The organism is Streptomyces sp. NPDC021012 (genome assembly GCF_044333355.1).
Lineage (GTDB): Bacteria > Actinomycetota > Actinomycetes > Streptomycetales > Streptomycetaceae > Streptomyces.
The window spans coordinates 229332-255292 of the sequence record NZ_JBIRQU010000005.1 but is presented as its reverse complement, the minus strand read 5'-3'; the positions used below and the strand labels follow the sequence as shown (position 1 = coordinate 255292).

The window sequence follows — 25961 nt, the reverse complement described above, 5'->3', positions numbered from 1 at the left end:
CCTCAGTACTGACCGATGCGGGAGGCCGGCTGGACCCCCGCGAGACGGGCGCGGGTGTCGGTCTCCTGCCGGCCGAAGGCGTCCGCCGTGCCGCGCAGGGCGGTCTTCTCGGAGGCGAGCCGGGCGAGGAGCGTCCTGACCTGCTTGTCCCAGGTGGTCTCGACGGTCTTCAGACCGGCCGCGGTCGCCCAGCCGGTGAAGCCGCCGACGGCCTCCGTGGTGGCGGCGTCCGCCCACTGTGCGGCCTTGCCGGTGTTCGGCTCCAGCTCGGTCTCGATCGTGTTCGCCGCGGCCTTCTTCTTTGCTGGTGCGGTGGCGAGATCGGGCGCCCCGCCCGCCGCACCGCCACCGCCGCCGCCGTCGAGCTGGTTCAACCGCATTCCGACGGGGGCCTGTTCCGTCGCGTCGGATCGTATTCCGGCCCATTCCTCGTCAAAGCCCATACCGCACTGCCCCCATGGAAGAATGCTTGCCACTTTGCAGGTGCATCGTATGTTTCCGTGGTGACGGTGCGGCACGCAAGGCCGGACGGCACGTCGGCGACCTGGCCGCCGGTCCGTTCGCCGTCTAGTCCTCCCGCTCCCGCTCGGCCATCCGGATGACGCACACGGCGACCGCGATCTGCAGGGCCGCGTCCGCGTCCTCGCGGACGACGTTCACCGCGTAGGTCTCGCGGACGTGGAACCACTGCCGGGAGATGTGCGCCAGGAGCTCGCCCTCGTACTCGACGGTGAACTCGCGGTCCAGGACACGGCCGCTGACGTCCAGTTCGGTGCCGTCGACGAGCGTCACCCGGTAGTGGTTGCGGAGCAGGGAGAGCCGTTTGCGGCGGACGGTCGCGAGCGGCCGCTCGTCCCGCTCGATCGTCATCGCGTCCCGGAGGCTGAACATCTTCTGCCGCAGGGTGACGAGGACCTGTCCGTCGGGGTCCTTCAGCTCCAGGGTGTCGCGCAGCCGCAGGGCCTTGCCGTCGACGAGGAAGGCGTGGCGGCCCCGCTCGTCCTCGATCCAGTAGTCGTCGCCGATCGCGAAGATCTTGTCCCGTACGAGATATTTCACGGTCCTATGTCTGCCCCGCCCGCCCCGCTTCTCACCCGAAGTAACGGGTGAACGCGTCCGGCGACGCCCCGAGCATCTCCCCGAACGGCGAGTCGAGCTGATGGATCAGCAGCACCGTGAAGGCGATGAACCCGGAGAGCCCCATCACCATCACCACGTGCGTCCTACTCCTCTTGATCCCGAAGAGGAACATGAACGCCAGCGTCAGCACGCCCCCGATCAGCAGCCCCGTCCACAGCACGGGCGACAGCCGCTCCTGCGCCGCCGCCTCCCGCCCCCGCCGCGCGTCGTCGACGTACCCGAGCTGGGCCAGCACCTCCTGGGCCGCGATCTGCTCCGGCACCTTGGCCGAGTCGTCCACCTCGCTCGCCTTCCGGAGCCGCGCGAGCAGCGTCCAGCCGGAGTCGCCGAGCGGCTCGCGGACGGCCATCTGCGGCCATTCGACGTCGACGACGTGACGGGCGTACGCCTGGTGCAGGGCGCTCGCCTCCGTCTGCGCGTGGTCGTCGGCGGAGGCGCGGGTGTCCCAGACGGAGACCAGACAGATCCCGAGCACGACGGCGTACAGCACCGACACCATCATCGCGATGTACTCGGCGACGTCCTCGCGCGGCTCCTCGTCCTCGCCGACCGGGAAGAGCCTGGTCTTGGCGAAGACGGCGAGGGCGGCGACGAGCGCCACCCCGAGGACGACGAACAGCGTCTCGAACAGGGCCACGGTCACTTCCCCCGGTTGCCGAGGAGCGCCGCGGCGACGGCCGCCGGGATCAGGACCAGCAGCAACATCATCACGACCCCGAACTCCTTCGCCTCCCGCCCCCGCCGACTCAACCGCCCGACGAACCCCTCGTCGTCCCGCACGGCCTGCGCCCGCGGCGGGCGGGCTGCGGTGGCGCTGGTGCCCGTGCCGGTGCCGCCGCCGGTGCTGGTGCCGCCGCCTGTGCCTGTGCCGGGCACTGCCGCCGACAGGTCGGGGACGGACCGGGGAGGGGAGACGCGGGCAGGGGCGGAGGGCTTGGGGGAGGTGGGGGAGGTGGGGCGTACGGCGGGGGGTACGCCTCCGGTGCCGGTCCCGGCACCGGTTCCGGCTCCGGCACCAGTTCCGGTCCCTGTCCCTGTCCCGGCCGCTGCGCTCGCGCCAGGAACCCCGAGAGCCCCAGGAGTCCCGAAAGCCGCAGCAGACCCGGCAGCACCAGCGACACCAGCAGCACCAGCCGCCCTGGCACCACCAGCCCCGCCGACCCCACCGGCCCCGGGCACCACCCCACCAGCTCCCCCACCCCCACTTCCCCCACCCCCACCCCCACCAACCCCCCGCACCACCACAGGCGAAGCGATCGTGAAGACGGCGGACGAGCGGGCGGTGAGGGCCGGGGCGGGGACGAGGGTGCCCGCGGCGTCGTAGGTGGGGACCCGGTCGGTGCCGGTGGCGAGGCCGGTGCTGCGGTGGGTGCCGGGCGGGCGGCGGACGGTGGCCGTGCAGCGGACCGAGGCGCCCGGGGAGAGGACGGGCGCGGTGCCGCCGCAGTCGACGGTGCCGAGGCCGAGGCCGAGGGCGGTGTCCCCGACGCGTACGGCGTGGACGGGCCGGTTGCCGATGTTGGTCACGGTGTAGGTGACGGTCGCGGTCCCGGCGGGGGCCGCGTGGACCGACCGTCCGGCCGTTCCGGGCGCACCGGCCCCGACCACGACCCGCTCGCCGAGCGCGAGGGCCCCGGAGACGCCGTCGTACCCGGAGCGGGCGGTGGCGTTGATGCGGCGCCCGAGGGACGGGATGTCCCCCTCGGCCCGCGCGGTGGCGAGGCGCGCCCCGGGCTGGGCGGGGAAGCGGGCGACGCATTCGAACTCCCGGAGCGCGCCGAGCGTCCGCCGGGGGCACCGTACGACCCCGCCGGGCACGCCCGGGTCGAGGATCCGCACGCCGTACAGGTGCGCCTCGCCGTGGTTGACCAGCCGGTACCGCTTCACGACCTGCGTCCCGGCCCGTACGGTCGGCGGCCGTGCCGCGCTGTCGGTCCGCCCGGCCACGGTGACGGTCATCCGCAGTGCCCCGTCCCCGGCCCCGCCGGCCCAGGCGACGGCGCCGGGCGGCACGAGCAGTACCGCCATCAGCAGTCCACCGCTCACCCGACGGCGGTGGTAATCCGATGATCTGCCCGCACGCGTCATGTGCCCCATGCCACCGCCCGTCCCCCGACCACCCCCTCCCGGGACACGCCCCGGCCCCCCGCCCGGCCCTCACTTTCCACCCGTACGGCACCCTTGACCCATGAACGCTCCCGCGCCCACCCCCGCGCCCCGACGTGCCCGTGTCCGCGCCCCCGAGCTGATCGGCAAGGGCGGCTGGCTGAACACCGGCGGAGAAGAGCTGACCCTCGCCGATCTGCGAGGGAAGATCGTTCTGCTCGACTTCTGGACCTTCTGCTGCGTGAACTGCCTGCACGTCCTCGACGAGCTCCGGGACCTGGAGGAGAAGCACCGCGACACGCTCGTGATCGTCGGGGTGCACTCGCCGAAGTTCGTGCACGAGGCCGAGCACCAGGCCGTCGTCGACGCCGTCGAGCGGTACGAGGTGCACCACCCCGTCCTCGACGATCCGGAGCTCGCGACCTGGAAGCAGTACGCCGTGCGCGCGTGGCCGACGCTCGTCGTGATCGACCCCGAGGGGTACGTCGTCGCCCAGCACGCCGGGGAGGGGCACGCCAACGCGATCCGGACGCTCGTCGAGGAGCTGGAGGCCGAGCACGAGGCCAAGGGGACGCTGCGGCGCGGGGACGGGCCGTACGTGGCGCCCGAGCCGGTCGCGACCGACCTGCGCTTCCCCGGGAAGGCCATCACGCTCGACAGCGGGAACTTCCTCGTCTCCGACACCACCCGGCACCAGCTCGTGGAGCTCGCCGAGGACGGGGAGACCGTCGTGCGGCGGATCGGCGAGGGCGTCTTCCGGGAGCCGCAGGGCCTCGCGCTGCTGCCCGACGGCAAGGTCGTCGTCGCCGACACCGTGAACCACGCCCTGCGGACGTACGACCCGGAGACGGGGGCCATCGAGCTCGTCGCCGGCACCGGGAAGCAGTGGTGGCAGGGGTCCCCGACCTCCGGCCCGGCCCTCGACGTGGACCTGTCCTCGCCGTGGGACGTCGCCTGGTGGCAGGGCAAGGTGTGGATCGCCATGGCCGGTGTGCACCAGCTGTGGACGTACGACCCGGAGACGCGGACCGTCGGGGTCGCGGCCGGGACGACGAACGAGGGGCTCGTCGACGGCCCCGCCGCCGAGGCCTGGTTCGCGCAGCCCTCCGGGCTCGCCGCCACCGAGGACCGGCTGTGGATCGCCGACTCCGAGACCAGCGCCGTCCGCTGGATCGACACCGAAGGCGTCGTGCACACCGCCGTCGGCACCGGGCTCTTCGACTTCGGGCACCGGGACGGCGCCGCCGACCAGGCGCTGCTCCAGCACCCGCTGGGCGTGACCGCCCTGCCCGACGGCTCGGTCGCCGTCTCCGACACGTACAACCACGCCCTGCGCCGCTACGACCCCGCCACCGGCGAGGTCACCACCCTCGCCACCGATCTGCGCGAGCCCAGCGACGCCGTCCTGGTCGGCGGCGACATCGTGGTCGTCGAGTCCGCCCGGCACCGGCTGACCCGGCTGCGGCTGCCCGAGGAGGCCGTCCAGGTCGAGTCCGCCGCCTACCGGACGCAGCGCGAGGCCACCGAGGTCGCCCCCGGCCGGCTCCGCCTCGACGTCGTCTTCCAGGCGCCGACCGGGCAGAAGCTGGACGAGCGGTACGGGCCCTCGACCCGCCTGCTGGTCTCCTCGACCCCGCCGGAGCTGCTGCTCGGCGGCGAGGGCACGGGGACGGACCTCTTCCGGGAGCTCGACCTCAACCCCGAGGTCACCGAGGGCGTGCTGCACGTCTCCGCGATGGCCGCCTCCTGCGACGACGACCCGGCCAACGAGTACCCGGCCTGCCACGTCCACCAGCAGGACTGGGGCGTCCCGGTGAAGGTCACGGCGGCGGGCGTCGCCCGCCTCCCGCTGATCCTCGCCGGCATGGACGGCTGATCAGCGGACGATCCCCTGGTTCCTGGACGGGCGCCCCGCGGCCCCGTCCAGGCACCCCTCCACCCAGGCCGCCGGGTCGTGCACGGCCCGGTCGCCGCCCATCCCCTGCCGTTCCATGTCGGCGCACTCGCCCTCGCGCAGGGCGCGCCACTTCACGATCCGTACGGCTTGCAGGTAGCCGCCCTCGTACGCGATGTCCGTGCCCCACGGGGGCCGTCCGTCGTAGCGCGCGATCACGGCTCCCGCCGCCGCCGCGGCGAGCACCACGGCGGCGGCGAGGACGGCGAAGAACTTCCCCCGGGGCGGGCCCTCATGACGTTCCATGAGGACCACGCTCTCAGCGGGGGGCTTTCGCGGATGTTTCCGTGGTGCTCAGCCCTCCAGGAACGCCACCAGCGCGTTCGCCAGGAGGTACGGGTCGTCCGCGCCGCAGAGTTCGCGGGCGCTGTGCATCGAGAGGATCGCGACGCCGATGTCGACCGTCGAGATGCCGTGGCGGGCGGCGGTGATCGGGCCGATCGTGGTGCCGCAGGGCATGTCATTGTTGGAGACGAAGGACTGCCAGGGCACCCCCGCCTTCTCGCAGGCGGCGGCGAACACCGCGCGGCCGCTGCCGTCGGTGGCGTAGCGCTGGTTGACGTTCACCTTGAGGATCGGGCCGCCGTTGACGCGCGGGTGGTGCGTCGGGTCGTGGCGCTCCGCGTAGTTGGGGTGGACGGCGTGGCCGGTGTCGGAGGAGAGGCAGACGGTGCCGGCGAAGGCGCGGGCCCGGTCCTCGTAGGAGCCGCCGCGGGCGTAGACCGAGCGCTCCAGGACGTTGCCGAGGAGGGGGCCCTGGGCGCCGGTGTCGGCCTCGGAGCCGTTCTCCTCGTGGTCGAAGGCGGCGAGGACCGGGATGTACGGGAGGTCGTCGCGGCCCGCGAGGGAGGCGAGCGCGGCGACGGCGGCGTGCACGGACAGCAGGTTGTCCATGCGCGGCCCGGCGAGGAGCTCGTTGTCGCGGCCCAGGTAGGCGGGGGCGTCGACGGCGTGGACCATCAGGTCCCAGCCGGTGACGTCCTCGGCGTCGACGCCGGCCTCGGCGGCGACGAAGGAGATCAGGTCGCCCTCGTGGACCTCGCCGATGCCCCAGATGGGCTGCATGTGGCGCTGGCGGTCCAGCTTGAGGCCGTCGTTGACCGAGCGGTCGAGGTGGATGGCGAGCTGCGGGACGCGCAGCAGCGGCCGGTCGACGTTGACCAGGTGGTGGCTGCCGTCGCGGAGGGTGAGGCGGCCGGCGAGGCCGAGGTCGCGGTCGAGCCAGGTGTTGAGGAGGGTTCCGCCGTAGACCTCGACGGCGACCTGGCGCCAGCCCTGGGCGCCCATGTCGGGGCGCGGCTTGACGCGCAGGTTGGGGGAGTCGGTGTGGGCGCCGACGATCCGGTACGGGGTGTGGGCGGCGGCGCCCTCCGGCACGTACCAGGCGATGATCGCGCCGCCGCGGATCACGTACTTCCCGCCGCTCGTCCCGTCCCAGGCCGCGGTCTCCTCGACGCGCCGGAAGCCGACCTTCTCCAGCCGCTCGGCGGCGGTCGCCACCGCGTGGTACGGCGAGGGGGAGGCCGTCAGAAAGGCCATCAGGTCGTCGGTGTGTCCGCGGTCGAAGGGGCCGGCGGTGGGGCGGGAAGCTGCGCTGCTCATGGGGTTCACCTTACGCACGGACCGCATACGGAATACCAGACTCCGGAAAGGGTGACCAAGATGTGCCCAGGCAGCAGGACGGCCCGCCCCCCTCCCCGGGGACGGGCCGTGCCTGCAGGACGAGGGGCGTCTTAGAACGCGGCCTCGTCCAGGTCCATGAGCGAGCCGTCGACGGCCTCGGCCAGCGCGCGCTCGGCGGAGACGCCCGGCAGGACGTTGGCGGCGAAGAACTTCGCGGCCGCGATCTTGCCCTGGTAGAAGGCGACGTCCTTGGCGTTCGCGCCCTCGGCCAGCTTCTCGGCGGCGACGGCCGCGCCCTTGAGGAGCAGGTAGCCGACGACGACGTCGCCGGAGGCGAGCAGCAGGCGGGTGGTGTTCAGGCCGACCTTGTAGATGTTCTTGACGTCCTCGCCGGTGGCGGTGAGGTCGGTGATCATCTTGCCGACGATGCCCTCCAGGTCGACGGCGGCCTTGGCGAGCGCGTCGCGGGCGCCGGCCAGCTCCTCGCCGCCGGTGCCGACCGCGAGGAACTTCTTGATCTCCTCGGACAGCGCGTTCAGGGAGGCGCCCTGGTCGCGGACGATCTTGCGGAAGAAGAAGTCCTGGCCCTGGATGGCCGTGGTGCCCTCGTAGAGGGTGTCGATCTTGGCGTCCCGGATGTACTGCTCGATCGGGTACTCCTGCAGGAAGCCGGAGCCGCCGAAGGTCTGGAGCGACTGCGCGAGCTGCTCGTAGCCCTTCTCGGAGCCGTAGCCCTTCACGATCGGCAGCAGCAGGTCGTTCAGGCCGTGCAGCGCCTTGGCGTCCTCGCCGGCCGCCTCCTTGATCGCGATCTCGTCCTGCACGGAGGCCGTGTAGAGGACGAGGGAGCGCATGCCCTCGGCGTACGCCTTCTGCGTCATCAGCGAGCGGCGGACGTCGGGGTGGTGCGTGATGGTGACCTTGGGGGCGGCCTTGTCCATGAAGTTCGCCAGGTCGGTGCCCTGGACGCGCTCCTTGGCGTACTCCAGGGCGTTGAGGTAGCCCGTGGAGAGGGTGGAGATCGCCTTCGTGCCGACCATCATGCGGGCGAACTCGATGATGAGGAACATCTGGCGGATGCCGTCGTGCTTGTCGCCGATCAGCCAGCCCTTGGCGGGGTGCTTGTCGCCGAAGGTCATCTCGCACGTGTTGGAGGCCTTGAGGCCCATCTTGTGCTCGACGTTGGTGGCGTAGACGCCGTTGCGCGCGCCCAGCTCGCCGGTCTCCCAGTCGAACTCGTACTTCGGGACGAGGAAGAGGCTCAGGCCCTTGGTGCCGGGGCCGGCGCCCTCGGGGCGGGCGAGGACGTAGTGGAGGATGTTCTCCTCCATGTCGTGCTCACCGGAGGTGATGAAGCGCTTGACGCCCTCGATGTGCCAGGAGCCGTCCTCCTGCTGCACGGCCTTGGTGCGGCCGGCGCCGACGTCCGAGCCCGCGTCGGGCTCGGTGAGGACCATGGTGGAGCCCCAGCGCTTCTCGACGGCGATCTGCGCGACCTTCTTCTGCGCCTCGTTGCCCTCGTTGTAGAGGATGCCGGCGAAGGCCGGGCCGGAGGAGTACATCCAGATGGCCGGGTTCGAGCCGAGGAGCAGCTCCGCGTAGGCCCAGATCAGGGAGCGGGGGGAGACGGTGCCGCCGATCTCCTCCGGGATGCCCAGACGCCAGTACTCGGACTCCATGAAGGCGTTGTACGACTTCTTGAAGGTGGCCGGGACGGGGGCGGTGTTGGTCTCCGGGTCGAAGACCGGCGGGTTGCGGTCGGCGTCGGCGAAGGACTCCGCGAGCTCGTTCTCGGCGAGACGGCGGATCTCGTCGAGGATGCTCTTGGCGGTCTCGACGTCCATCTCCTCGAACGGACCGGTGCCATACACCTTGTCGCGGCCGAGGACCTCGAAGAGGTTGAACTCGATGTCGCGGAGATTCGACTTGTAGTGCCCCATGGCGACGGCTCCGTAAGGCTCGGGGAGGCGGATTCTTCGTACGACGTACTACCGGTGAGTAGCTCACGCTCTCTACGATGATGCTACCCACCGGTAATAACGGCAACCCCTATCCGGGCCGGATGTCTGTGACGCGGACCGCAGCCACCCCCCGTGGCCCCTCCGCGCCTCTCAGTCACCCACCTTGTACGCCGGGTCCACGTAGCACGGCGAGGTCACCGAGACCGAGAGGCTGTCCCGGGTGGCCTTCTCCCACTTCGAGGCGTCCTCGTACGTCGACGGGAGCAGCAGCTCGATCGTCGCCGTGTGGTGCTCCTTCTCGTGCTCGACGTCCAGCTGGAGCTGCTTGGCCTCGGACTTCGCCGGCGCGAAGCGCTGGACCTTCCAGCCCTTGGCCGGCAGGTCCTGGTGCAGGCGGTCCATGGCCTGCTTCAGGGCGTCGGCGTTCGGCCCGTACATCGACCAGAAGTGGCGGACCCGGAAGCCGTGGTCCACGCCGTCGCAGGGCGCGGCGTCGGGGGCGCCGTTGTTCGCCTCGCGCAGGCCGGCCGCGTCGTAGATCGCGCTGGACTGGGCGCGGACCAGGTCCTTGGCCTCGGCGACCGTCTTGTGCTGCGGCTCGTAGGGCAGGCCGCTGCCGCCGTCGTTGCTCATGGTGCTGCATCCCGTCAGGAGGAGGGCGGCCGCGGCGGCGAGCGCGCCGCCGCGCGCCGCGGAGGAACCGGAGGGGCGGAGGGTCACTGGTAGGTCACTTCCTTGTACCGGCCGGTGACGACACGGGCCTGGTTGTTCAGGCTCTCGGTGCCGTTGTCCCAGTAGCCGCTGTGGCCGCGGGAGCCGTCCGTGGCCACGATGTGCGCGCCGAAGTCGGGGTTGGTGGGGGTCAGGGGCTTCACGACGCTCATGCCGTCGCCGTCGAGCCACGAGGGGAGGATGTCGATGTCGACCTTCTTCGGCGCGTGGCCCCAGCCACCGATGTCCGGCACCGGGTCGCTGGTGACGAAGGGGACGTTGAAGCCGCCGTACTTGTCGTCGGTGAGGGCGCCGAGCGGGCCGGGCAGGTGCAGCCCCTTGAGGTACGGGTCGCTGTCGGCCTCCGCCGCGTAGACGTGGCCCTTGGGCACGTCCAGGTCGGTGGCGCTGCCCACCTGCATGCCGGGGCTGCCCGCCACGAAGACGTCGTCGGCGTGCAGCGTCCCCTGGCGGGCGGCGGAGCCGATGACCGTGGAGCCGTAGCTGTGGCCGGTGACCGTCAGGTGCGAGGGCTCGCCCTGGTGGGTGGCGCGCAGGCCGTCCACGAAGTTGTTCAGCTTGGGGGCGCCGTCGTCCGCGTAGTGGCTGAAGGGGGCGTCCTTGACGATGTTCTGCGGGGCGTCGTAGCCGAGCCAGGTGATCGTGGACACGCTCTGCCCGTTCGCCAGGTTGTCGCTGGCCCGCCAGAGGGTCTCCATGCGCTTGATGTCGCCGCCGATGCCCTCCAGGTTGGACGTGGTGCCGGGTACGTACATCGCGGTGTGCGTGGCGGTGTCCGGATTTCCGTTGGCGACGATCGCATGCCCGTTGCCCTGGGTGTCGAAGCCGAGGAGGTACGCCTCGGGCAGCGGCTTCTCGCCGGGCCGCTCGGCCTTTCCGGTGCGGTCGAAGCGGTCCTGGATGGCGTTCATGCCCTTGAGGTCCGCCTCCAGCTCCTTCTTCCGGTCGCCGTACTTGTCGTTCCACTCGCGCCACTCGGGGTTCTTGATGACCGCCGGGTAGGAGCCGTTGGGGTTCGGCAGGTACTCCTGGGGCTGCTTCGGGATGGCGTTGAGGTCGAGCTGGGTCTGGGCGCGGGTCTCCGCGAGGACCATCCGGTTGGCGTCGTCGCGGACCGCGGAGGGTATGCCGTCCAGGGCGCCGATGGAGGCCGGGTAGAGCGTCGCGTACTCGTCGCGCTGCTCCTGGCTCAGGCCGTTCCACCAGTCGGCGTTCTCCTTGGGGGACTTGCCGTGGGGGATCTTGTCGTCGTCGGCGTACTTGCCGGCGGCGTCCTGCATCGCCTTGGTGTCCTTGGCGGCGTCCGCGAGGGTCTCGTCGCTGACGGTGAGGCCGGGCTCGGCCTTGAGCTTGCGCAGGACTCCGGCGTAGCGGCCGTCGATCTCGGCGGCCTCCCGGACGGCGTCGCCGATGCGCTGGGCGATGTCCTCGGCCTTGCCCTTGTTGGCGTCGGCGCTGCCGATGCCCTCGGCCTTGCCGGGGAGGTAGGGGAAGGGGGCGCCGTCGTGCGCCGTGTTCGAGCCCGGGGCGAGGACGTACGACTGGGTCGGGTAGGTCACCGTCCCGTCGGGGTTCACGGTGAACTTCAGGTTCTCCGCGTCCTCAAGGGCCTGCTTCAGCTTCTTCTGCGGGGCGGCGAGTTCGGCCGCGAGCCCGTTGAGCGCCGTACGGATCAGGCCGCACTCGGTGTGCAGGTACTGGTAGTTGCGGGAGAGCTGCTGGACGTCGCCGCTCGCCTTGGTGGCCGCCTCGCCCTTCTGGGTGTCGTGGATCTTGGCGAACACGCCGTTGTCCACGCGGTCCTTGTCCGCGTTGGCGCGGGAGCTGACCTTGCCCCAGCCGTCGGCGGCATCGGTGTACTCGCTCAGCTTGACGTCGCGCAGCTGCTGCCAGGTGGGCACGGAGGTCAGCCCTCCTTCTTCTGGGAAGGACCTGACTGGCGGGCGCCCTCGGCGGCCACCTTCTGCCGGGTGTCCTCCTCGCGCTCGCCGAAGTCCCGCCCGGCGGCCTTGAGGGCGCCTTCGAGCCGGCCGCACTCGTCGCGGACGGCGGAGAGGCGGGTCTTCCAGGTGCCGAGGATCTCGTCGAGCGCGGCGGAGGAGTCGAAGCCGGCGGTGGAGCCGGTGACGCCCTCGTTGGCCGTGTCCAGGTCGGTGACCGAGTTCGAGGTGGAGGTCCGCAGCTCGCCCGCGGTGTTTCCGGCGCTGTGCCAGGGGCCGACGTCCGCCTTGAGGTCGCCTCCGCCTCCCCCGTCGGGGGCGGGGAGCCCCGCGAGGCTCATCGCGGCGGGTTGTTCTCCGATGATTTCCTGCCATTTGGCGTTCAGCGCCATCTGTCACCCCCGTGGTGGCCGGATTGCTTCCGCGAACCTAGCAAGAGAGGGGGTGCGGTGCGAAGAAGGGGGCGAGAGGCACCCGTGCGCCTGTCCGTGGCCCCGCCGCTCGATAGTCTTGGCCCCATGTACGGCTACGAGCAGAACCCGGGTGCCCAGCAGCAGTACGCGCCTCCCCAGCAGGGGCAGTACCCGCCGCAGGGCGGCATGCAGGCCGGGATGCAGGGCGGTGTCCCCGGTGGGTACGCCCAGCAGCAGCCCCCGCTCTACCCCGAGCCCTCGCCGCCCTCCCTCGCGGACGCCGTACGCGCCTTCACGACCGGCACCCTGGCCCCCGAGGACTTCCAGCAGATCTTCGCGACCTCCAAGGTCTACTGCCCGCGCGGCGACAACCCCGGCTTCCTGGCCCTGCACAACACCCAGCAGCCGGTCATCCCGATGTTCACCTCGCTCAAGGAGCTGCGGCGGTACGCGGGCAAGGAGTCGAAGTACTTCGTGATCACCGGCGCCGAGGTGATCGACCTGCTGCCGACCGGCTACGGCTTCGTCCTCGACATGGAGGGCGACCACCGCATGGTCTTCGACGCGAAGGCCGTGGAGCAGATGGTCGACTACGCGATGCGGCGGATGTACGGCTGAGCCGTACGGCCGACGGAAGCGCGGACGCGCGCACGCGGCCGCACGGACGTGTACGGGCGGGCCCGGCACCCTTTCGGGGGTCGCCGGGCCCGCCCGTTCCCCGTGCGGCCTACTCCGCCTCCGCCGCGATGAGGTCCGCGTACTGCGAGGCGTCGAGCAGTCCGGCCGGCGCGCCGGTGCCGGACGTCTCGATCTCGATGATCCAGCCGTCGCCGTGCGGGTCGGAGTTGATCAGCTCGGGCTCACCGTCGAGCTCGGGGTTCTTGGCCGTCACCCGGCCGGCGACGGGCGCGTACAGCACGCTCACCGACTTGACCGACTCCACGGTGCCGAACTCCTCCCCCGCCTCGACGTCGCGGCCCATCGCCGTGACGTCCACGAAGACGATGTCGCCGAGCTGCTTCTGCGCGAAGTAGGTGACGCCGACGCGCACGCGCCTGTCGCCCGTCACCTCCACCCACTCGTGGTCCTTCGAGTACTTCAGGTGCTCCGGGTAGTGCGACATGCGGGCTCCTTCAGGGGCCGTCGGGGTGCCGGGAGGTCTGTCCGGCGGAGACAGCGTGCCCGAGTGGCCGGGGGCGCGGGGGCGTGGCTCACTCGGACGGGTGGGCGGCTTTCGGCCGTCCGGACGGGACGCCCGGGAATGACGCGGAACGGTTCCGCGTTCCGGGTGGCAGAAAGTTCAGCGTTCAACTAAAGTGGACGTACAAGGTCGCACCCAAGGAGGTCCGGTCATGCCCGCTGTGACTGTCGAGAACCCGCTCACCCTGCCGCGCGTCGCCGCCCCCGCCGACGCCGTCTCCCGCCCCGTCCTCGCCGTCACCACGGCCCCCCAGGGCTTCGAGGGCGAGGGCTTCCCGGTGCGCCGCGCGTTCGCCGGGATCAACTACCAGTACCTCGACCCGTTCATCATGATGGACCAGATGGGCGAGGTGGAGTACGCGCCCGGAGAGCCCAAGGGCACGCCCTGGCACCCCCACCGCGGCTTCGAGACCGTCACCTACATCATCGACGGGACCTTCGACCACCAGGACTCCAACGGTGGCGGCGGCACCATCACCAACGGTGACACCCAGTGGATGACCGCCGGCTCCGGCCTCCTCCACATCGAGGCCCCGCCGGAGTCCCTCGTCGTCAGCGGCGGCCTCTTCCACGGCCTCCAGCTGTGGGTCAACCTGCCCGCGAGCGACAAGATGATGGCCCCCCGCTACCAGGACATCCGCGGCCGCCAGGTCCAGCTCCTCACCTCCCCCGACGGCGGCGCGCTGCTCCGCGTCATCGCCGGCGAGCTCGACGGCCACGAGGGCCCCGGCATCACCCACACCCCCATCACGATGATCCACGCCACCCTCCGCCCCGGCGCCGAGATCAACCTCCCCTGGCGCGAGGACTTCAACGGCCTCGCGTACGTCCTCGCCGGCCGCGGCACCGTCGGCACCGACCGGCGGCCGATCCACACGGGCCAGACCGCCGTCTTCGGCAAGGGCGGCGCCCTCACCGTCCGCGCCGACGAGAAGCAGGACGGGAACACCCCCGACCTGGAGGTCGTGCTCCTCGGCGGACAGCCCATCCGCGAGCCCATGGCCCACTACGGCCCGTTCGTCATGAACACCCAGGCCGAACTCCGCCAGGCCTTCGAGGACTTCCAGGCGGGCCGCCTCGGCACGATCCCGGCGGTGCACGGGATGGGCGAGTAACGGAGGAGTCGGTACGGGGCGGGGCCGGAGGCCCGGCCCCGTACGGCCCGGGGCGTGCCACGCGCGTGCCCACGCGCGCGTGGCCGTGGGCGTGCGGACCGGGCCACGCGCGTAGCCGTCCGTGCCCCGGCCGCACCCCTGACGGGCTGTCACCCGTACGGCTGTCAGAGCGCGACGACACGCCGACGGGCGTGGTCCGGTGAGGAGGTGCAGACCAGCCGAGCGCCGCTCCTCCCCGAACCCGCCCGCCGGTTCGCCGCCTGGTGCGTCGTCCTGCTGCTCGCCGCCGGGGTCGCCGCCGTCTTCATCTGGCTCTGCGTCCTCTTCAAGACGGCCGTCACCCCCGTCCTCCTCGCGATCCTCGGCGCCGCCCTCCTCGGCCCGCTCCACCGGCGCCTGCTGCGGATGAAGGTGCGCAGGGGCCTCGCCGCGGCGCTCACCGTCGTCGCCGTCCTCGTGGTCGTCGGCGGCGCCACGTACATCGTCGTCGCCGCCCTCGTCGAGACCGGCGACCAGATCATCGCCTCGCTCCGGCAGGCCGCCACCGACATCGCCGACCACCTCGGCGCCGCCGGCACCTCCCTCGACGACATCGCCGGGAACGCCGAGAAACTCCTCAGGGAGTTCGGCGGCACCGCCGCCTCCGGCGTCATCAGCGGCCTCAGCGTCGTCGGCCAGATGCTCGCCACCGGCGTCCTCGCCCTGTTCCTCATCTTCTTCTTCCTCAAGGACTCCGACCGGGCCGCCGGCGCCCTGCGCTCCCTCGCCCCCCGCGGCACCGGCGACCTCGTCGAGGCCATGGCGCGCCGCGCCTTCGAGGCCGTCGAGGGCTTCATGCGCGGCACCACCTTCATCGCCCTCGTCGACGCCGTCCTCATCGGCATCGGCCTGGTCGTCCTCGACGTGCCCGGCGCGGTGGGGCTGGCGGCGCTCGTCTTCGTGACGGCCTACATCCCCTACCTCGGGGCCTTCCTCTCCGGGGCGATCGCCGTCCTCGTCGCCCTCGCCGACCGCGGCTTCGCCATCGCGCTGTGGGTCCTCGGCGTCGTCCTGGCCGTCCAGGTCGTCGAGGGCCACGTCCTCCAGCCCCTCGTCCAGAGCAGGACCGTGCAGATGCACCCGGCGGTGGTGATGCTGGCGATCACCGCGGGGGCGTCCGTCGCGGGCGTCCTGGGCATGCTGCTCGCCGTACCGCTGACGGCGGCGGCGACGGGGATCCTGGGGGTGCTGCGGACGCGGTACGGGGCACCACCGGAGCCCGTGGACGAGGCCTGAGACCTGTCCGACAGGCCTCAGGCCTCAGGCCGCCGCCATCCCACCCGCCTCGAACGAGGCCAGGAGCTGTTCGAGCGCCGCCTGGTCGGGGCCGACGAACGGGTCGGCGTCCGGGGCGGCGGCGATCGTGCCGAGCATCTGCCGCGTCATCCGTACGGCCGGAGGCAGGTGCGTGCACAGCACGATCTCCGGGTTCATCTCCGCCAGCGGGGCGAGCGACGCCCGGTACTTCTCCGCGTCCACCAGGTGCACCCACGGGCTGTCGATCGTCGCCCACAGCAGCTGCGCCCGCCGCAGCTCCTCCGGCTTCAGGTCGCTCGCGTGCCCGCTCTCGGCGAGCTCGGCGCTCGGCATCGGACCGCCGAAGCAGTCGGAGCTGAAGCAGATCCGGGTCCGGTCGTCGTAGAAGCCGACGGTGGCGGGGTTGTCGAAGAGCGGCGGCCGGAAGGCGTGCAGGGTGCGGTCGCCGACGTCGAGGGACTGGCCCGGATTGAGGAAGTACACCCGGTCCATGGGCAGTGCCCGCTCGGTCGTCATGATCCCGAAGCCGAGGAAGGTCGTGACCACGCGCGCGCGTGGGGCCGCGTCGAGCAGGTCGAAGATGCCGCCGGTGTGGTCCCGGTCGGGGTGGGTGAGCCAGATCCAGCGGACGTCGGCCGGGTCCATGACCCCGCCGAGCGCGGCGACGAAGTCGCGGTCCTCGACCGAGAGCCCGGTGTCGACGACGACGGGTTCGGCGGCGGTGAGGACGTAGGCGTTGGCGGGGACGTGCCCGATGCCCGGGACGTCGAGACTGTCGGCGATCACCGTCGTGTCGCTGCCGACCTTGTGGGTGTCCATGGCGCGCTCCGTTGTCCCCCACGCGCGACCGTACGAAACCAGTCTGCGCCCCGTTCCGACCCCGCGCCCGGCTGGGCGCCGTCCGGGCGGGGGCACCGCTCCGGCGGGCGCGGGCCCACAACGGGCTAGCCGCAGCAGCCCCCCTCCGAATCCGGTTCGTTCAGTTCGAACCAGATCGCCTTGCCCTCGCCCCGAGGATCGACCCCCCACGCGTCCGCCAGCATCTCCATCAGGACCAGTCCGCGCCCGCTCGACGCCATCTCGCCCGGGTGTCGCTTGTGCGGCAGTTCGTCGCTCCCGTCGGAGACCTCCACGCGCAGCCGCCGTGCCTTCTCGCCGCACGCCACCTCGGCCACCAGGAGCGCGTCGCCGTCCGTGTGGACGAGGACGTTCGTGACCATCTCGGAGACCATGAGGACGGCCGAGTCGAGCTGGTCCCCGTCGGACCAGTCGTGCAGCAGCTGCCGGACCTGCTCGCGCGCCTCGGCGATGCGTTCCGGTTCGGCCTGGGCGATGGACATGAGGGTGCGGCGGGGGGCCTCGCGCACGGTGCCGGCGGGCCGGCGGGAGAGCAGCAGGACGGCGATGTCGTCCTCACGGCGGTCGGCGAGCGGCCCCGTCGTGTGGTGCGATCCGGGCCCGTGGACGGCCTCCACGAGGACGTCGGCGAGCCCCTCCAGGTCCTCGCCGTCGTGGGACTCCAGCAGCTTCCGTACCCGCTCCCAGCCGCTGTCCAGGTCGTGCCCGCCGGTCTCCAGGAGCCCGTCGGTGCAGATCATGAGCGTCTCGCCGGGATCCAGGGTGAGCCGGGTGGTGGGGTAGTCGGTGTCGGGGTCGATGCCGAGCGGAAGGCCACCGGCCGTGGGCCGGAGCAGAACCGTTCCGTCGTTCATCCGCACCGCCGGATCCGGATGCCCCGCCCGCGCGATGTCGACGGTCCCCGTCTCCAGGTCGACCTCCAGGTAGAGGCAGGTCGCGAAGCGCGGACCGCCGCCGTTCCCGTCCCCGTCGTCCCCGTCCGTGATCCCGTACAGGAAGCGCGAGGCCCGCGAGAGCACCGCGTCCGGCCGGTGGCCCTCGGAGGCGTACGCGCGCAGGGCGATCCGCAGCTGCCCCATCAGCCCGGCCGCCCGCACGTCGTGCCCCTGGACGTCGCCGATGACGAGGGCGATGCGGCCCGGGCCGCGCCCGCCGGTGCGGGAGGTGCCGCCGGGCAGCCGGATCATGTCGTACCAGTCGCCGCCGACCTGGAGCCCGCCGCCGGTCGGCACGTACCGCGCGGCGACCTGGATGCCGGGGATGCCGGGCCCGAGGACCGGCATCATCGTCCGCTGGAGCCCGAGCGACAGCTCGCGCTCGGACTCGGCCACGCCCGCGCGTGCGAGGGCCTGCGCGAGCATCCGCGCCACCGTCGTCAGCACCGACCGCTCGTCGGGCGTGAACGCCACCGGGTGCTTGAAGGCCGCCATCCAGGCGCCCATCGTCCGCCCGGCGACGACGAGCGGCACGAAGGCCCACGACCGGCGCCCGAAGCGCTGCGCGAGCGGCCAGGTCATCGGGAACCGCCGCAGGTACTCCTCCGGCGTCGGCAGGTAGATCGCCCGCCCGGTCCGTACGACCTCCGCCGCCGGATAGTCCGTGTCCAGCGGCATCGACGAGAACGGCCCCTCGTCGCCCTCGCTGTGCCCGTGGTGGCCGATGACCGTCAGCCGGTCGCCCGCCACGCCGAAGACGGCGAGCCCGTCGGGCGAGAAACCGGGCATCGACAGCGAGGCCGCCACCCGCAGCACCTCGGCCGTCGACCGCGCCTCGGCGAGCGCCCGCCCCGCGTCGAGCAGGAAGGCCTCGCGGGAGCGGCGCCAGTCGCCGGTGATCGGGGTGCGGGCGGCGGTGCCGGGCGGCTGCTCGGCGACCTCCTGGAGGGTGCCGACCAGCTGGTAGTCGTTCCCCTCGATCAGCGGCTTCGACCTGCTCCGTACGGTACGGAGCACCCGCCCCTGCTCGTCCATGATCCGCAGCCGGGCCTCGGCGAGGGTGCCCTCGGCGACGGCGAGGTTGACCACCCCGTCGATCTCGTTCCAGTCCACCGGGTGGAAGCGCGACCGCACGGCCGCCTCGCTGAGCCGCACGGGCTCGGCGGGCAGCCCGAGCAGCCGGGCGGCCTCTGCGTCGAGCGAGACGATCCCGGACGCGTTGTCCCAGCGCCACAGGCCGGTCGCGATCGCGGCCAGGACGTCCTCGGTGCGCATTGCCCCACTTTATGAATATCGGACACCAGGTCGCCACCGAGAGTATTCGAAATGCGATCTTGGCCCGGCCGGTACCCTGGGTGGGTCTGCCCGCGTGTCCTGTGACATCTGTGACAGTGCTCACGTCCGGCCGGCGCCCCAGACCCAAGATCCCGAAGACTGGATGAACGACGATGCATCGGTACAGGTCCCACACCTGCGGCGAGCTCCGCGCCTCTGACGTCGGCACCGACGTCCGGCTGAGCGGCTGGCTGCACAATCGGCGCGACCTGGGCGGCATCCTCTTCATCGATCTGCGCGACCACTACGGCATCACGCAGCTCGTCGCCCGGCCCGGCACCCCCGCCGCCGAGGTCCTCGACAAGCTGACCAAGGAGACCGTCGTCCGCGTGGACGGCAAGGTCGTCTCCCGTGGCGCCGACAACGTCAACCCGGAGCTCGCGACCGGCGAGATCGAGATCGAGGCCGCCGAGGTCGAGGTCCTGGGCGCCGCCAAGCAGATCCCCTTCACCATCAACGCCGACGACGGCGTCAACGAGGAGCGGCGCCTGGAGTACCGCTTCCTCGACCTGCGCCGCGAGCGCATGCACCGCAACATCATGCTGCGCTCCGCCGTCATCGCCTCCATCCGCTCCAAGATGGTGGCCCTCGGCTTCAACGAGATGGCGACCCCGATCCTCGCCGCGACCTCCCCCGAGGGCGCCCGCGACTTCGTCGTCCCGTCCCGCCTGAACCCGGGCAAGTTCTACGCGCTGCCGCAGGCGCCGCAGCAGTTCAAGCAGCTGCTGATGATCTCCGGCTTCGACCGGTACTTCCAGATCGCGCCCTGCTTCCGCGACGAGGACGCCCGCGCCGACCGCTCGCCGGGCGAGTTCTACCAGCTCGACGTCGAGATGAGCTTCGTCGAGCAGGAAGACGTCTTCCAGCCGATCGAGAAGCTCATGACGGAGATCTTCGAGGAGTTCGGCGGCGGCCGCCACGTCACCTCCCCCTTCCCGCGCATCCCGTTCCGCGAGTCGATGCTGAAGTACGGCAACGACAAGCCGGACCTGCGCACCGACCTCGAACTCGTCGACATCTCCGACGTCTTCGAGGCCTCCGAGTTCAAGGCCTTCGCCGGCAAGCACGTCCGCGCGCTCGCCGTCCCGAACACCGGCGACCAGCCGCGCAAGTTCTTCGACTCCCTCGGCGACTTCGCGGTCTCCCTCGGCGCGAAGGGCCTGGCCTGGGTCCGCGTCGGCGAGGACAACGCCCTCACCGGCCCCATCGCCAAGTTCCTCACCGAGGAGAACGTCAAGGTCCTCACCGAGCGCCTCGGCCTGAAGCCCGGCCACGCGATCTTCTTCGGCGCCGGCGAGTTCGACGAGGTCTCCAAGATCATGGGCCCGGTCCGGGTCGAGGCCGCCAAGCGCGCCGGCCAGTTCGAGGAGAACGTCTTCCGCTTCGCGTGGATCGTCGACTTCCCGATGTACGAGCGGGACGAGGAGACCGGCAAGATCGACTTCTCGCACAACCCGTTCTCCATGCCGCAGGGCGGCCTCGAGGCCCTGGAGACCCAGGACCCGCTGGACGTCCTCGGCTGGCAGTACGACATCGTCTGCAACGGCATCGAGCTCTCCTCCGGCGCCATCCGGAACCACGAGCCCGAGATCATGTTCAAGGCCTTCGAGATCGCCGGCTACTCCCGCGAGACCGTCGAGTCCGAGTTCGCCGGCATGCTCCGCGCCTTCGAGTACGGCGCCCCCCCGCACGGCGGCATCGCCCCCGGCGTCGACCGCATCGTCATGCTCCTCGCCGACGAGCCCAACATCCGCGAGATCATCGCCTTCCCCCTCAACGGCAACGGCCAGGACCTCCTCATGGGCGCCCCGACCGAGCTCGACGAGTCCCGCCTGCGCGAGCTGAACATCCAGCTCCGCAAGCCCGTCGAGAAGAAGGTCACGGAGGACCGCCCGATCACGGAGTCGGTCCACCCGGAGGCGGGCCGCTAATCGGCTTTCGACACTGGTGGGGCCTGGAACCGTGGATGCGGTTCCGGGCCCCACCGGTGTTTCTCGGCTGCGCGAACGATCAGCGGATCCCGACCGCGCAACCGCAACAGCTCAGCCCTCGTGCGGGTTCTCCCGCGCGGAGGTGAGCTGGCCCAACGTTCGTATGATCGCGTCGAGGTCGTCCCACGCCTGCGCGCAGAAACCCTGGTCCCGCGTGGCCGTCTCGACGCGTTCGTCGAAGGCGGGTGAGGCGGCCGGGTTCGCACCGTCTCCCAGGATGCGCGCCGGAGCGAGAAGCCAGTTTCTCCGGGACGTGTCCACGCGCCACTCCACCTGGGTGGGTGTCGTGCGCACGGCCTCTTCGACGAACTGGAGCTTCGAACTGCTGGGCTCGGCGAACCGCCAACCGACGTAAGGCACTTGAAGATGGCCGAGTTGGGGGTGGCGACTCACACTGAGTTTGAACCATTCCAAAGCCCCAAGACGGCTGATTGTCTTGCCCGCCACCTGAAAACGTGCCGACATGCGTCCGATGCCTTTCTCTTCGTCACCAGAGAGGCCCGTCGTATCCGCCGTTGCCGACGATCAATTTCTTCCCAGGGTTATTCAGTCGAATCGCGCGTTCGTAGTCCCCGTAGGGAATGGGGTCGCTGCTCATTGCTGGGTCGTATACGTACCTACCGTCCGTGTATACGTCATGATAGCGATAATCCGTCACCTTTGAGCCCATATTCTCTGGGATGTTTATGCCGTCGCCTCCCCTGAGCGTGAAGTTGATGATCTTCCCGTTGCCGCTAGAACCCTCGAGTACTCGTTCCGCAATCTCCGAGCAATCGATGTTTCCACCGCGTGGGGCGGACCTCATGGCGTCTACGGCGGCCTGGTCAGGTGGGAACTGAGGATTTGGTTGCCGGAAATCGTACTCACCGCGTTCGTCGGGGCAGGGCGAAAGTCCTAGCGGGTCGCTCCATCTGTGTGGGTTGTGGACGTATGTAGCCGGATTCGGGGCGGGGGTCAGCCCCAGGGGGTCCTGGCTGAGGTAGCGGGACAATTCCGGGTCGTAATAGCGGAAATAGTTGTAATGCAGGCCAGATTCGGGGTCGAAATACTGCCCAGGGAAGCGCAGCGGTGTATATGCCGTGGCGTCGCGGTTCCACGTTGTCGTGCCCCAGAGAGCCGAGCGGGTGCGCCAGGCCACGTCACCCGACTCGGAGACCAGTTCCGTCGGTGAGCCGATCAGGTCGGTGACGATCGCGAAGAAGCGCTCGGCCGTGGAGTCCGGGCCCGTGCGGCGTTCCGTCTGGGCCAGGGGGCGCAGGCCCGCGTGGTCCCAGGTGAGGGTGATGTCCTCGGTCGTCTGCTCGCAGAGAGTGGCGCCGTCCCAGGTGAAGTGGACCGTCTCCAGCGGGGATTGCTTGGATATGCGGCGGCCCAAGGGGTCGTACCCGTAGCGCCACACCGTGCCGTCCGGTGTCGTCACCGCCGTGAGGCGGTCTTCCGCGTCCCACTCGTAGCGCCAGGTGTCCGGCTTCCGTGAGAGGCGGGTCTTCTGGCGGAGGACGATCCGGCCCTGGGCGTCGTGTTCGTAGCGGACGGAACCCGCGCTGGTGATGCGCGTGCCCTGGTAAGCGCGTGCTCCCGTCGACGAGTGGGACGGGTGCGTCGACGGCCAGGACGCCTCCGTCTGGTTGCCGGCGTCGTCGTAGGCGTACCGCTCCGTCCAGTTGTGGGCGTGGACGGCCGTGACACGGCCGGCCGCGTCCAGGTCGAAGCTGCGGGTGCCCGAGAGCGTGTCCGTGATGCCGATGAGGCCGCCGTCCGCGCGGTGCTGGAGGCGGCGGCCCGAACCGCCCGTGACCTCCTGCGCGGTGAGGCGGCCCATGGTGTCGAACGAGAAGTCCAAGGCGGCGAAATCGGCTACCCGACGCGAGACTTCACGGCCGACGGCGTCGTGGGTGAAGGCCAGCGTCCGGCCCGAGGACGTCAGTTCCGTACGGCGGCCCGCCGCGTCGTACGACCATGTGCTCGTCGAACCGCCCGGAGTCGTCTGCCCCGTCCGCACTGCCCGCGTCCAGCGCGACCCCTCCCGGCCCCGGCAGCATCGGCACCATCACGTCGAGGAGCCGCGCGCCGAGGACCGTCCGGTACGTCCACTCCCGCGCCGCGTCTCCGCGCGCGACCGCGAACCGGGCCAGCGCCTCCTCGTCCGAGAACGCGCAGATCCACCGCACCCCGTTGAAGTCCGTGGTCCACAGGCTGTCGTGGTCGTCGAACGGTACGAGGACGGCGGTACGCCGGAATTCGCCGAGCAATCGCGCAAACTCGCGTCGCTTCGTCGCCGCCGCCTCGTCGGCCGGTCGCGGCTCCGGATCCGGCTCCGGTTTTGGCTGTACGGGCGGCACCGCTACGCCTGCCGGTGCGTCTGCCGGTGCGTTCGCCAACTCCGCCAGCCGTGACAGCTGGTGGGGCTCCGGCCTGTCGTCCCCCTGCTCAGTCACTCACGCAGGCTGGCAGGCGAACATTCGCGCGAGCAACGAGGAGTGGCCCACCCTGTCAGGTCGCCGACGCGCAGGCGGCGCAGGTGCCCGGTTCGGGGCCCCGGTAGGCGCGGTCGCAGATGTCGCAGTTCTGGAGGGGGTGCTGGACGCCCGGTTCGGGGGAGCAGAAGGGCGGCAGGGGCGGGAGGTGGGCGATGAGGCGGTGGGCCAGGAGGGCGGCCGGGCGGTGGAGTTGTTCCCGGGGGAGGGCGAAGGTCAGGATCCGGCGTACGGACTCCGGGGTGACCTGGCGTTCCAGCCAGGTGGCGACGCCCGGGGCGAGGTGGTCCACGTCGGTGGCGGAGAGGTACAGGCGCGGGTCGTCACGGCGCAGGTCGATGAGCATCGCGCGTGCCGTCACCAGGAGGTCCGGGGCCGGGTAGGCGGGCTGCGGGACGGCGGGGAGCGCCTTGCGCTGGGGGTCCGGGCGGCGGGCGGGCAGCTCGGGTTTCGCCGGCGGTTCTTCGACGGTCTTCCGGCCCGGCATGTTGTGCGAGACCGTGCGGGTGACCATCCGCCCGTCCGCCAGGCGCTCTCGCGTCCGGCTCAGATAGCCGTGGGCCTCCAGCTCGTTCAGCGCGTCGCTGATCCGCTTCCTCCCCTCCGGGAACTTCCCTTCGAGGGTCTTGATGCTGACGCAGGACCCGGTGGGCAGCGACTGGATGTGCGCGGCGAGGCCGATGGCGGTCAACGACAGCTCGGCGTGCTGGGCGAGGTGGTTGCCGATCACCGTGAAGCGGCGGATGTGGCGGCCGTTGTCGTGCATGACGCCTCCGGGACGGGCGCATGTACGCGCCTTGGGGTGGGTTTTCGCGCCGTTACGGGACGAGGCGGAGGTGCGCGCGCTAGTGTTCCGAGTACCCATCAGGAAGTGGTCCTTCCATGGTGGTCAGGCCCTCGTCCTGGGATTGCCCTCCCGGCGAGGGCCGACGCATGTCTGTTGGCATATGCCGGTCGAGCCGAGCGTAAAGCAGGCAACCCCTCCCGAATCCAGCCCAGTTGGCGTCATTCACTCGCATGAGTGAGCCTTCGACGTGGGAGGGAAAGGGTGGGGTTTGGTGGGGGTTCTTTCTCTCGGCTCGTTGCTTTGGAAGACGTCCCGCCCAGCCGAACGCCGCATTCCCGGAGTTCGGCTGAGTGGGCCGTTTCCGCAGGTCAGAGTTGCGGTAGATCGATTTCTGCCCATACGGTCTTTCGGGGCGAAGGGCCGGTCTCCACGCCCCACCGGTCCGCCAACGCCTCGACGAGCAGCAGCCCGCGCCCGGAGTCCCCGTCAGGGGCTGGGCGTTGGACGCGGGGAAGGTCCTCGCCCCGGGTGTCCGTCACCTCGATCCGGAGAGCGTCCTCCCGGGTGAGAAGCCCGAGCCGGAAGCTCCGGCCGGCGACCCGGCCGTGCGTCGCCGCGTTCGCCGCGAGCTCCGCGACGACGTGGGTGGCGGTCTCGGCCACGCCGTAAGGAACCTCGTGATCCCGCATCCACTCGACGGCGAGCAGCCGGGCGAGCCGGGCCCCGCGGGGCGTGGGTGACAGGAGCACGCTGAAGTGACGTGCAGGGAAAAGGAGTTGGGTGGTGTTCTGCTGATTCACATCACCGAGCGTGGCCGCCCCTGGCTACCGTGAACAGTGACGACTCCGATGCGTAGGGTCACTGTCCGGGGCTTGTCCACTGCTGTCCGGCCTGTCCGGAGGCCTGCGGAGGGTAGGGGTGTCGCGCCATGAAACGGGGCCAGGGAAGGGTGCGGTATGTCGGTGGACGACGGCGTGCGGAAGCTCAAGAGCGAGGCGGACGAGCCGGGGTGGGAGGTCGACCCGGACGACGACTGGGGACTGGCCGTCATCGCCACCGTGGGACGGCAGTTGAGACTGCGGAGGGAAGCGGTGGGGATGCGGGCCGTGGACTTCGGGATCGCGGTCGGCTACGGCGAGGACCTCGTCTACAAGATCGAGGGCGGGAAGCGGATCCCCCGGCCCGAGTATCTGGACAAGGCCGACGAGGTCCTGGACGCGGGTGGGCTGATCGCGGCGATGAAGGACGACGTCGCGAAGGTGCGGTACCCGAAGAAGGTCCGAGCCTTGGCGAAGATGGAGGCCACGGCGGTCGAGATCGGGGTGTACGAGTGCAACATCATCGCCGGCCTGTTGCAGACCTCGGAACACGCCCGGGCCGCCATCGAGGCGGCGCAGCCTCCGTACTCGCAGAGCGATGTGGAGCGGATGGTGGCCGCTCGGGTGGCCCGGCAGTCCGTCTTCGAGCGGGATCCCGCCCCCGCGATCGGTTTCGTGCTGGAAGAGGCTCCGCTGAGGCGCCCTCTCGGAGGCACAATGGCGTGGCGGAGGCAGCTCGAACGTCTGCTGGAGGTGGGCCGTTTGCGTAATGTCACGCTTCAGGTGATGCCGATGCACTGCGAGGTGCACTCCGGTCTGGACGGCAGGATCGAACTGCTGAAATTCGCGGACGGTACGGCGGTGGGGCGCTCCGACGGTGCGTTCGGCGGGCGTCCGGTGACCGACCTCAAGCAGCTCCGCATCCTTGAGCTGCGATATGGCACCATCCGGGCGCAGGCACTCCCGCCACGGGAGTCGCTGGCCCTCATCGAGCAACTGCTGGGAGAAACATGATTCGCAAGGCCTCTGCCAGGGACGCTTCCGAACTGGCGTGGTTCAAGAGCAGCTACAGCGGTGGCAACGATGGCGAGTCCTGCGTCGAGGTGGCCGCCACCCCCGCCACCGTCCACGTCCGCGACTCCAAGAACATCGGCGGCCCGCAGCTCGCGCTCACGCCCGGCGCGTGGGCCGGGTTCGTCTCGTACGCCGTCGTCGGCGGCTGACGGACGCGGGAACCCGCAGCCCGCTCTCACGCGGGCTGCGGGGGCGCGGGCGATGTC

The 25961-nt window shown here is 71.0% G+C and carries 23 protein-coding genes and 1 pseudogene; 7 read left to right on the top strand and 17 right to left on the bottom strand.

Annotated features, from left to right (window positions below; genetic code table 11):
* Positions 1-2 precede the first annotated feature (2 nt).
* From ACH4TP_RS18655 to ACH4TP_RS18640, 4 genes are all read right to left on the bottom strand, one after another.
* Positions 3-380, bottom strand: a complete 378-nt coding sequence (locus ACH4TP_RS18655) for a hypothetical protein (RefSeq protein ID WP_389222721.1) — start codon at positions 378-380, stop codon at positions 3-5.
* Positions 381-567: 187 nt separating this feature from the next.
* The gene (locus ACH4TP_RS18650) at positions 568-1059 is read right to left on the bottom strand and encodes an LURP-one-related/scramblase family protein (RefSeq protein ID WP_398181216.1); all 492 of its coding nucleotides are present in this window, start codon (positions 1057-1059) and stop codon (positions 568-570) included.
* A 31-nt stretch (positions 1060-1090) separates the two neighbouring features.
* The gene (locus tag ACH4TP_RS18645; protein ID WP_398438564.1) at positions 1091-1777 is read right to left on the bottom strand and encodes a hypothetical protein; all 687 of its coding nucleotides are present in this window, start codon (positions 1775-1777) and stop codon (positions 1091-1093) included.
* 2 nt (positions 1778-1779) lie between these two features.
* Positions 1780-3168, bottom strand: coding sequence for a hypothetical protein (locus ACH4TP_RS18640; protein ID WP_398438563.1), 1389 nt, complete (start codon positions 3166-3168; stop codon positions 1780-1782).
* A 160-nt stretch (positions 3169-3328) separates the two neighbouring features.
* Between ACH4TP_RS18640 and ACH4TP_RS18635 the strand changes: the two genes are divergently transcribed.
* Positions 3329-5122, top strand: coding sequence for an NHL domain-containing thioredoxin family protein (locus ACH4TP_RS18635; RefSeq protein ID WP_389222729.1), 1794 nt, complete (start codon positions 3329-3331; stop codon positions 5120-5122).
* Here ACH4TP_RS18635 and ACH4TP_RS18630 read toward each other — a convergent pair whose 3' ends face one another.
* From ACH4TP_RS18630 to ACH4TP_RS18605, 6 genes are all read right to left on the bottom strand, one after another.
* Complete coding sequence (locus ACH4TP_RS18630) at positions 5123-5446, bottom strand: hypothetical protein (protein WP_398438562.1); 324 nt, start codon at positions 5444-5446, stop codon at positions 5123-5125.
* Positions 5447-5494: 48 nt separating this feature from the next.
* Positions 5495-6802: a M18 family aminopeptidase gene (locus ACH4TP_RS18625; RefSeq protein WP_398181228.1), complete on the bottom strand. Its 1308-nt coding sequence runs from the start codon at positions 6800-6802 to the stop codon at positions 5495-5497.
* 131 nt (positions 6803-6933) lie between these two features.
* The gene (locus tag ACH4TP_RS18620; protein ID WP_398438561.1) at positions 6934-8763 is read right to left on the bottom strand and encodes an acyl-CoA dehydrogenase; all 1830 of its coding nucleotides are present in this window, start codon (positions 8761-8763) and stop codon (positions 6934-6936) included.
* Positions 8764-8934: 171 nt separating this feature from the next.
* On the bottom strand, positions 8935-9504 hold the full coding sequence (locus ACH4TP_RS18615) for a hypothetical protein (protein ID WP_398438560.1): 570 nt from the start codon (positions 9502-9504) through the stop codon (positions 8935-8937).
* Positions 9501-11417: an alpha/beta hydrolase gene (locus ACH4TP_RS18610; protein ID WP_398438559.1), complete on the bottom strand. Its 1917-nt coding sequence runs from the start codon at positions 11415-11417 to the stop codon at positions 9501-9503. The genes ACH4TP_RS18615 and ACH4TP_RS18610 overlap by 4 nt, the downstream gene beginning before the upstream one ends.
* Before the next feature lie 5 nt (positions 11418-11422).
* The gene (locus ACH4TP_RS18605; protein ID WP_398438558.1) at positions 11423-11848 is read right to left on the bottom strand and encodes a hypothetical protein; all 426 of its coding nucleotides are present in this window, start codon (positions 11846-11848) and stop codon (positions 11423-11425) included.
* A gap of 126 nt (positions 11849-11974) precedes the next feature.
* Between ACH4TP_RS18605 and ACH4TP_RS18600 the strand changes: the two genes are divergently transcribed.
* Positions 11975-12487 carry an SseB family protein gene (locus ACH4TP_RS18600; protein ID WP_398181242.1) on the top strand — a complete coding sequence of 171 codons (513 nt, stop codon included), beginning with the start codon at positions 11975-11977 and terminating at the stop codon, positions 12485-12487.
* 109 nt (positions 12488-12596) lie between these two features.
* Here the strand turns inward: ACH4TP_RS18600 and gcvH are convergent, their stop codons facing one another.
* The gene (gene gcvH, locus ACH4TP_RS18595) at positions 12597-12992 is read right to left on the bottom strand and encodes a glycine cleavage system protein GcvH (protein ID WP_398181245.1); all 396 of its coding nucleotides are present in this window, start codon (positions 12990-12992) and stop codon (positions 12597-12599) included.
* Between the two features lie 229 nt (positions 12993-13221).
* Here gcvH and ACH4TP_RS18590 point away from each other — a divergent pair, with 229 nt between their 5' ends.
* Together ACH4TP_RS18590 and ACH4TP_RS18585 are read left to right on the top strand one after the other, a co-directional pair.
* The gene (locus tag ACH4TP_RS18590) at positions 13222-14184 is read left to right on the top strand and encodes a pirin family protein (protein ID WP_398438557.1); all 963 of its coding nucleotides are present in this window, start codon (positions 13222-13224) and stop codon (positions 14182-14184) included.
* 207 nt (positions 14185-14391) lie between these two features.
* A complete protein-coding gene (locus ACH4TP_RS18585) occupies positions 14392-15459 on the top strand; it encodes an AI-2E family transporter (protein ID WP_398181248.1) in 1068 nt (355 codons plus the stop codon).
* 24 nt (positions 15460-15483) lie between these two features.
* Here ACH4TP_RS18585 and ACH4TP_RS18580 read toward each other — a convergent pair whose 3' ends face one another.
* Both ACH4TP_RS18580 and ACH4TP_RS18575 read right to left on the bottom strand, forming a co-directional pair.
* The gene (locus tag ACH4TP_RS18580) at positions 15484-16299 is read right to left on the bottom strand and encodes an MBL fold metallo-hydrolase (protein WP_398181251.1); all 816 of its coding nucleotides are present in this window, start codon (positions 16297-16299) and stop codon (positions 15484-15486) included.
* 125 nt (positions 16300-16424) lie between these two features.
* Positions 16425-18548, bottom strand: coding sequence for a SpoIIE family protein phosphatase (locus ACH4TP_RS18575; RefSeq protein WP_398438556.1), 2124 nt, complete (start codon positions 18546-18548; stop codon positions 16425-16427).
* A 173-nt stretch (positions 18549-18721) separates the two neighbouring features.
* On the opposite strand from ACH4TP_RS18575, the gene aspS reads away from it, so the two are divergent.
* A complete protein-coding gene (gene aspS / locus ACH4TP_RS18570; protein ID WP_398181258.1) occupies positions 18722-20539 on the top strand; it encodes an aspartate--tRNA ligase in 1818 nt (605 codons plus the stop codon).
* Positions 20540-20650: 111 nt separating this feature from the next.
* On the opposite strand, the gene ACH4TP_RS18565 is transcribed toward aspS, so the two are convergent.
* From ACH4TP_RS18565 to ACH4TP_RS18550, 4 genes and pseudogenes are all read right to left on the bottom strand, one after another.
* Complete coding sequence (locus ACH4TP_RS18565) at positions 20651-21064, bottom strand: hypothetical protein (protein WP_389222756.1); 414 nt, start codon at positions 21062-21064, stop codon at positions 20651-20653.
* A 406-nt stretch (positions 21065-21470) separates the two neighbouring features.
* A pseudogene (locus ACH4TP_RS18560) lies at positions 21471-22598 on the bottom strand (RHS repeat-associated core domain-containing protein); the annotation flags it as partial.
* 494 nt (positions 22599-23092) lie between these two features.
* Positions 23093-23941, bottom strand: a complete 849-nt coding sequence (locus ACH4TP_RS18555) for a helix-turn-helix domain-containing protein (protein WP_398181273.1) — start codon at positions 23939-23941, stop codon at positions 23093-23095.
* Between the two features lie 290 nt (positions 23942-24231).
* Entirely contained in the window at positions 24232-24663 is a 432-nt protein-coding gene (locus ACH4TP_RS18550) for an ATP-binding protein (RefSeq protein ID WP_398438555.1), read from the bottom strand.
* Between the two features lie 156 nt (positions 24664-24819).
* Between ACH4TP_RS18550 and ACH4TP_RS18545 the strand changes: the two genes are divergently transcribed.
* Together ACH4TP_RS18545 and ACH4TP_RS18540 are read left to right on the top strand one after the other, a co-directional pair.
* Positions 24820-25695: a helix-turn-helix domain-containing protein gene (locus ACH4TP_RS18545; protein ID WP_398181278.1), complete on the top strand. Its 876-nt coding sequence runs from the start codon at positions 24820-24822 to the stop codon at positions 25693-25695.
* Positions 25692-25904 carry a DUF397 domain-containing protein gene (locus ACH4TP_RS18540; RefSeq protein WP_398181280.1) on the top strand — a complete coding sequence of 71 codons (213 nt, stop codon included), beginning with the start codon at positions 25692-25694 and terminating at the stop codon, positions 25902-25904. Before ACH4TP_RS18545 ends, ACH4TP_RS18540 begins: the two co-directional genes overlap by 4 nt.
* The last annotated feature ends 57 nt before the right edge of the window (positions 25905-25961 follow it).

Excerpts from the sequence above, each read along its gene's own strand:
- ACH4TP_RS18655 (WP_389222721.1), bottom strand. The coding sequence starts at position 380 with ATGCGGTTGAACCAGCTCGACGGCGGCGGCGGTGGCGGTGCGGCGGGC.
- ACH4TP_RS18640 (WP_398438563.1), bottom strand. The coding sequence starts at position 3,168 with ATGGCGGTACTGCTCGTGCCGCCCGGCGCCGTCGCCTGGGCCGGCGGG.
- ACH4TP_RS18635 (WP_389222729.1), top strand. The coding sequence starts at position 3,329 with ATGAACGCTCCCGCGCCCACCCCCGCGCCCCGACGTGCCCGTGTCCGC.
- ACH4TP_RS18630 (WP_398438562.1), bottom strand. The coding sequence starts at position 5,446 with ATGGAACGTCATGAGGGCCCGCCCCGGGGGAAGTTCTTCGCCGTCCTC.
- ACH4TP_RS18625 (WP_398181228.1), bottom strand. The coding sequence starts at position 6,802 with ATGAGCAGCGCAGCTTCCCGCCCCACCGCCGGCCCCTTCGACCGCGGA.
- ACH4TP_RS18620 (WP_398438561.1), bottom strand. The coding sequence starts at position 8,763 with ATGGGGCACTACAAGTCGAATCTCCGCGACATCGAGTTCAACCTCTTC.
- ACH4TP_RS18605 (WP_398438558.1), bottom strand. The coding sequence starts at position 11,848 with ATGGCGCTGAACGCCAAATGGCAGGAAATCATCGGAGAACAACCCGCC.
- ACH4TP_RS18600 (WP_398181242.1), top strand. The coding sequence starts at position 11,975 with ATGTACGGCTACGAGCAGAACCCGGGTGCCCAGCAGCAGTACGCGCCT.
- gcvH (WP_398181245.1), bottom strand. The coding sequence starts at position 12,992 with ATGTCGCACTACCCGGAGCACCTGAAGTACTCGAAGGACCACGAGTGG.
- ACH4TP_RS18590 (WP_398438557.1), top strand. The coding sequence starts at position 13,222 with ATGCCCGCTGTGACTGTCGAGAACCCGCTCACCCTGCCGCGCGTCGCC.
- ACH4TP_RS18580 (WP_398181251.1), bottom strand. The coding sequence starts at position 16,299 with ATGGACACCCACAAGGTCGGCAGCGACACGACGGTGATCGCCGACAGT.
- ACH4TP_RS18575 (WP_398438556.1), bottom strand. The coding sequence starts at position 18,548 with ATGCGCACCGAGGACGTCCTGGCCGCGATCGCGACCGGCCTGTGGCGC.
- aspS (WP_398181258.1), top strand. The coding sequence starts at position 18,722 with ATGCATCGGTACAGGTCCCACACCTGCGGCGAGCTCCGCGCCTCTGAC.
- ACH4TP_RS18565 (WP_389222756.1), bottom strand. The coding sequence starts at position 21,064 with ATGTCGGCACGTTTTCAGGTGGCGGGCAAGACAATCAGCCGTCTTGGG.
- ACH4TP_RS18555 (WP_398181273.1), bottom strand. The coding sequence starts at position 23,941 with ATGGGTACTCGGAACACTAGCGCGCGCACCTCCGCCTCGTCCCGTAAC.
- ACH4TP_RS18545 (WP_398181278.1), top strand. The coding sequence starts at position 24,820 with ATGTCGGTGGACGACGGCGTGCGGAAGCTCAAGAGCGAGGCGGACGAG.
- ACH4TP_RS18540 (WP_398181280.1), top strand. The coding sequence starts at position 25,692 with ATGATTCGCAAGGCCTCTGCCAGGGACGCTTCCGAACTGGCGTGGTTC.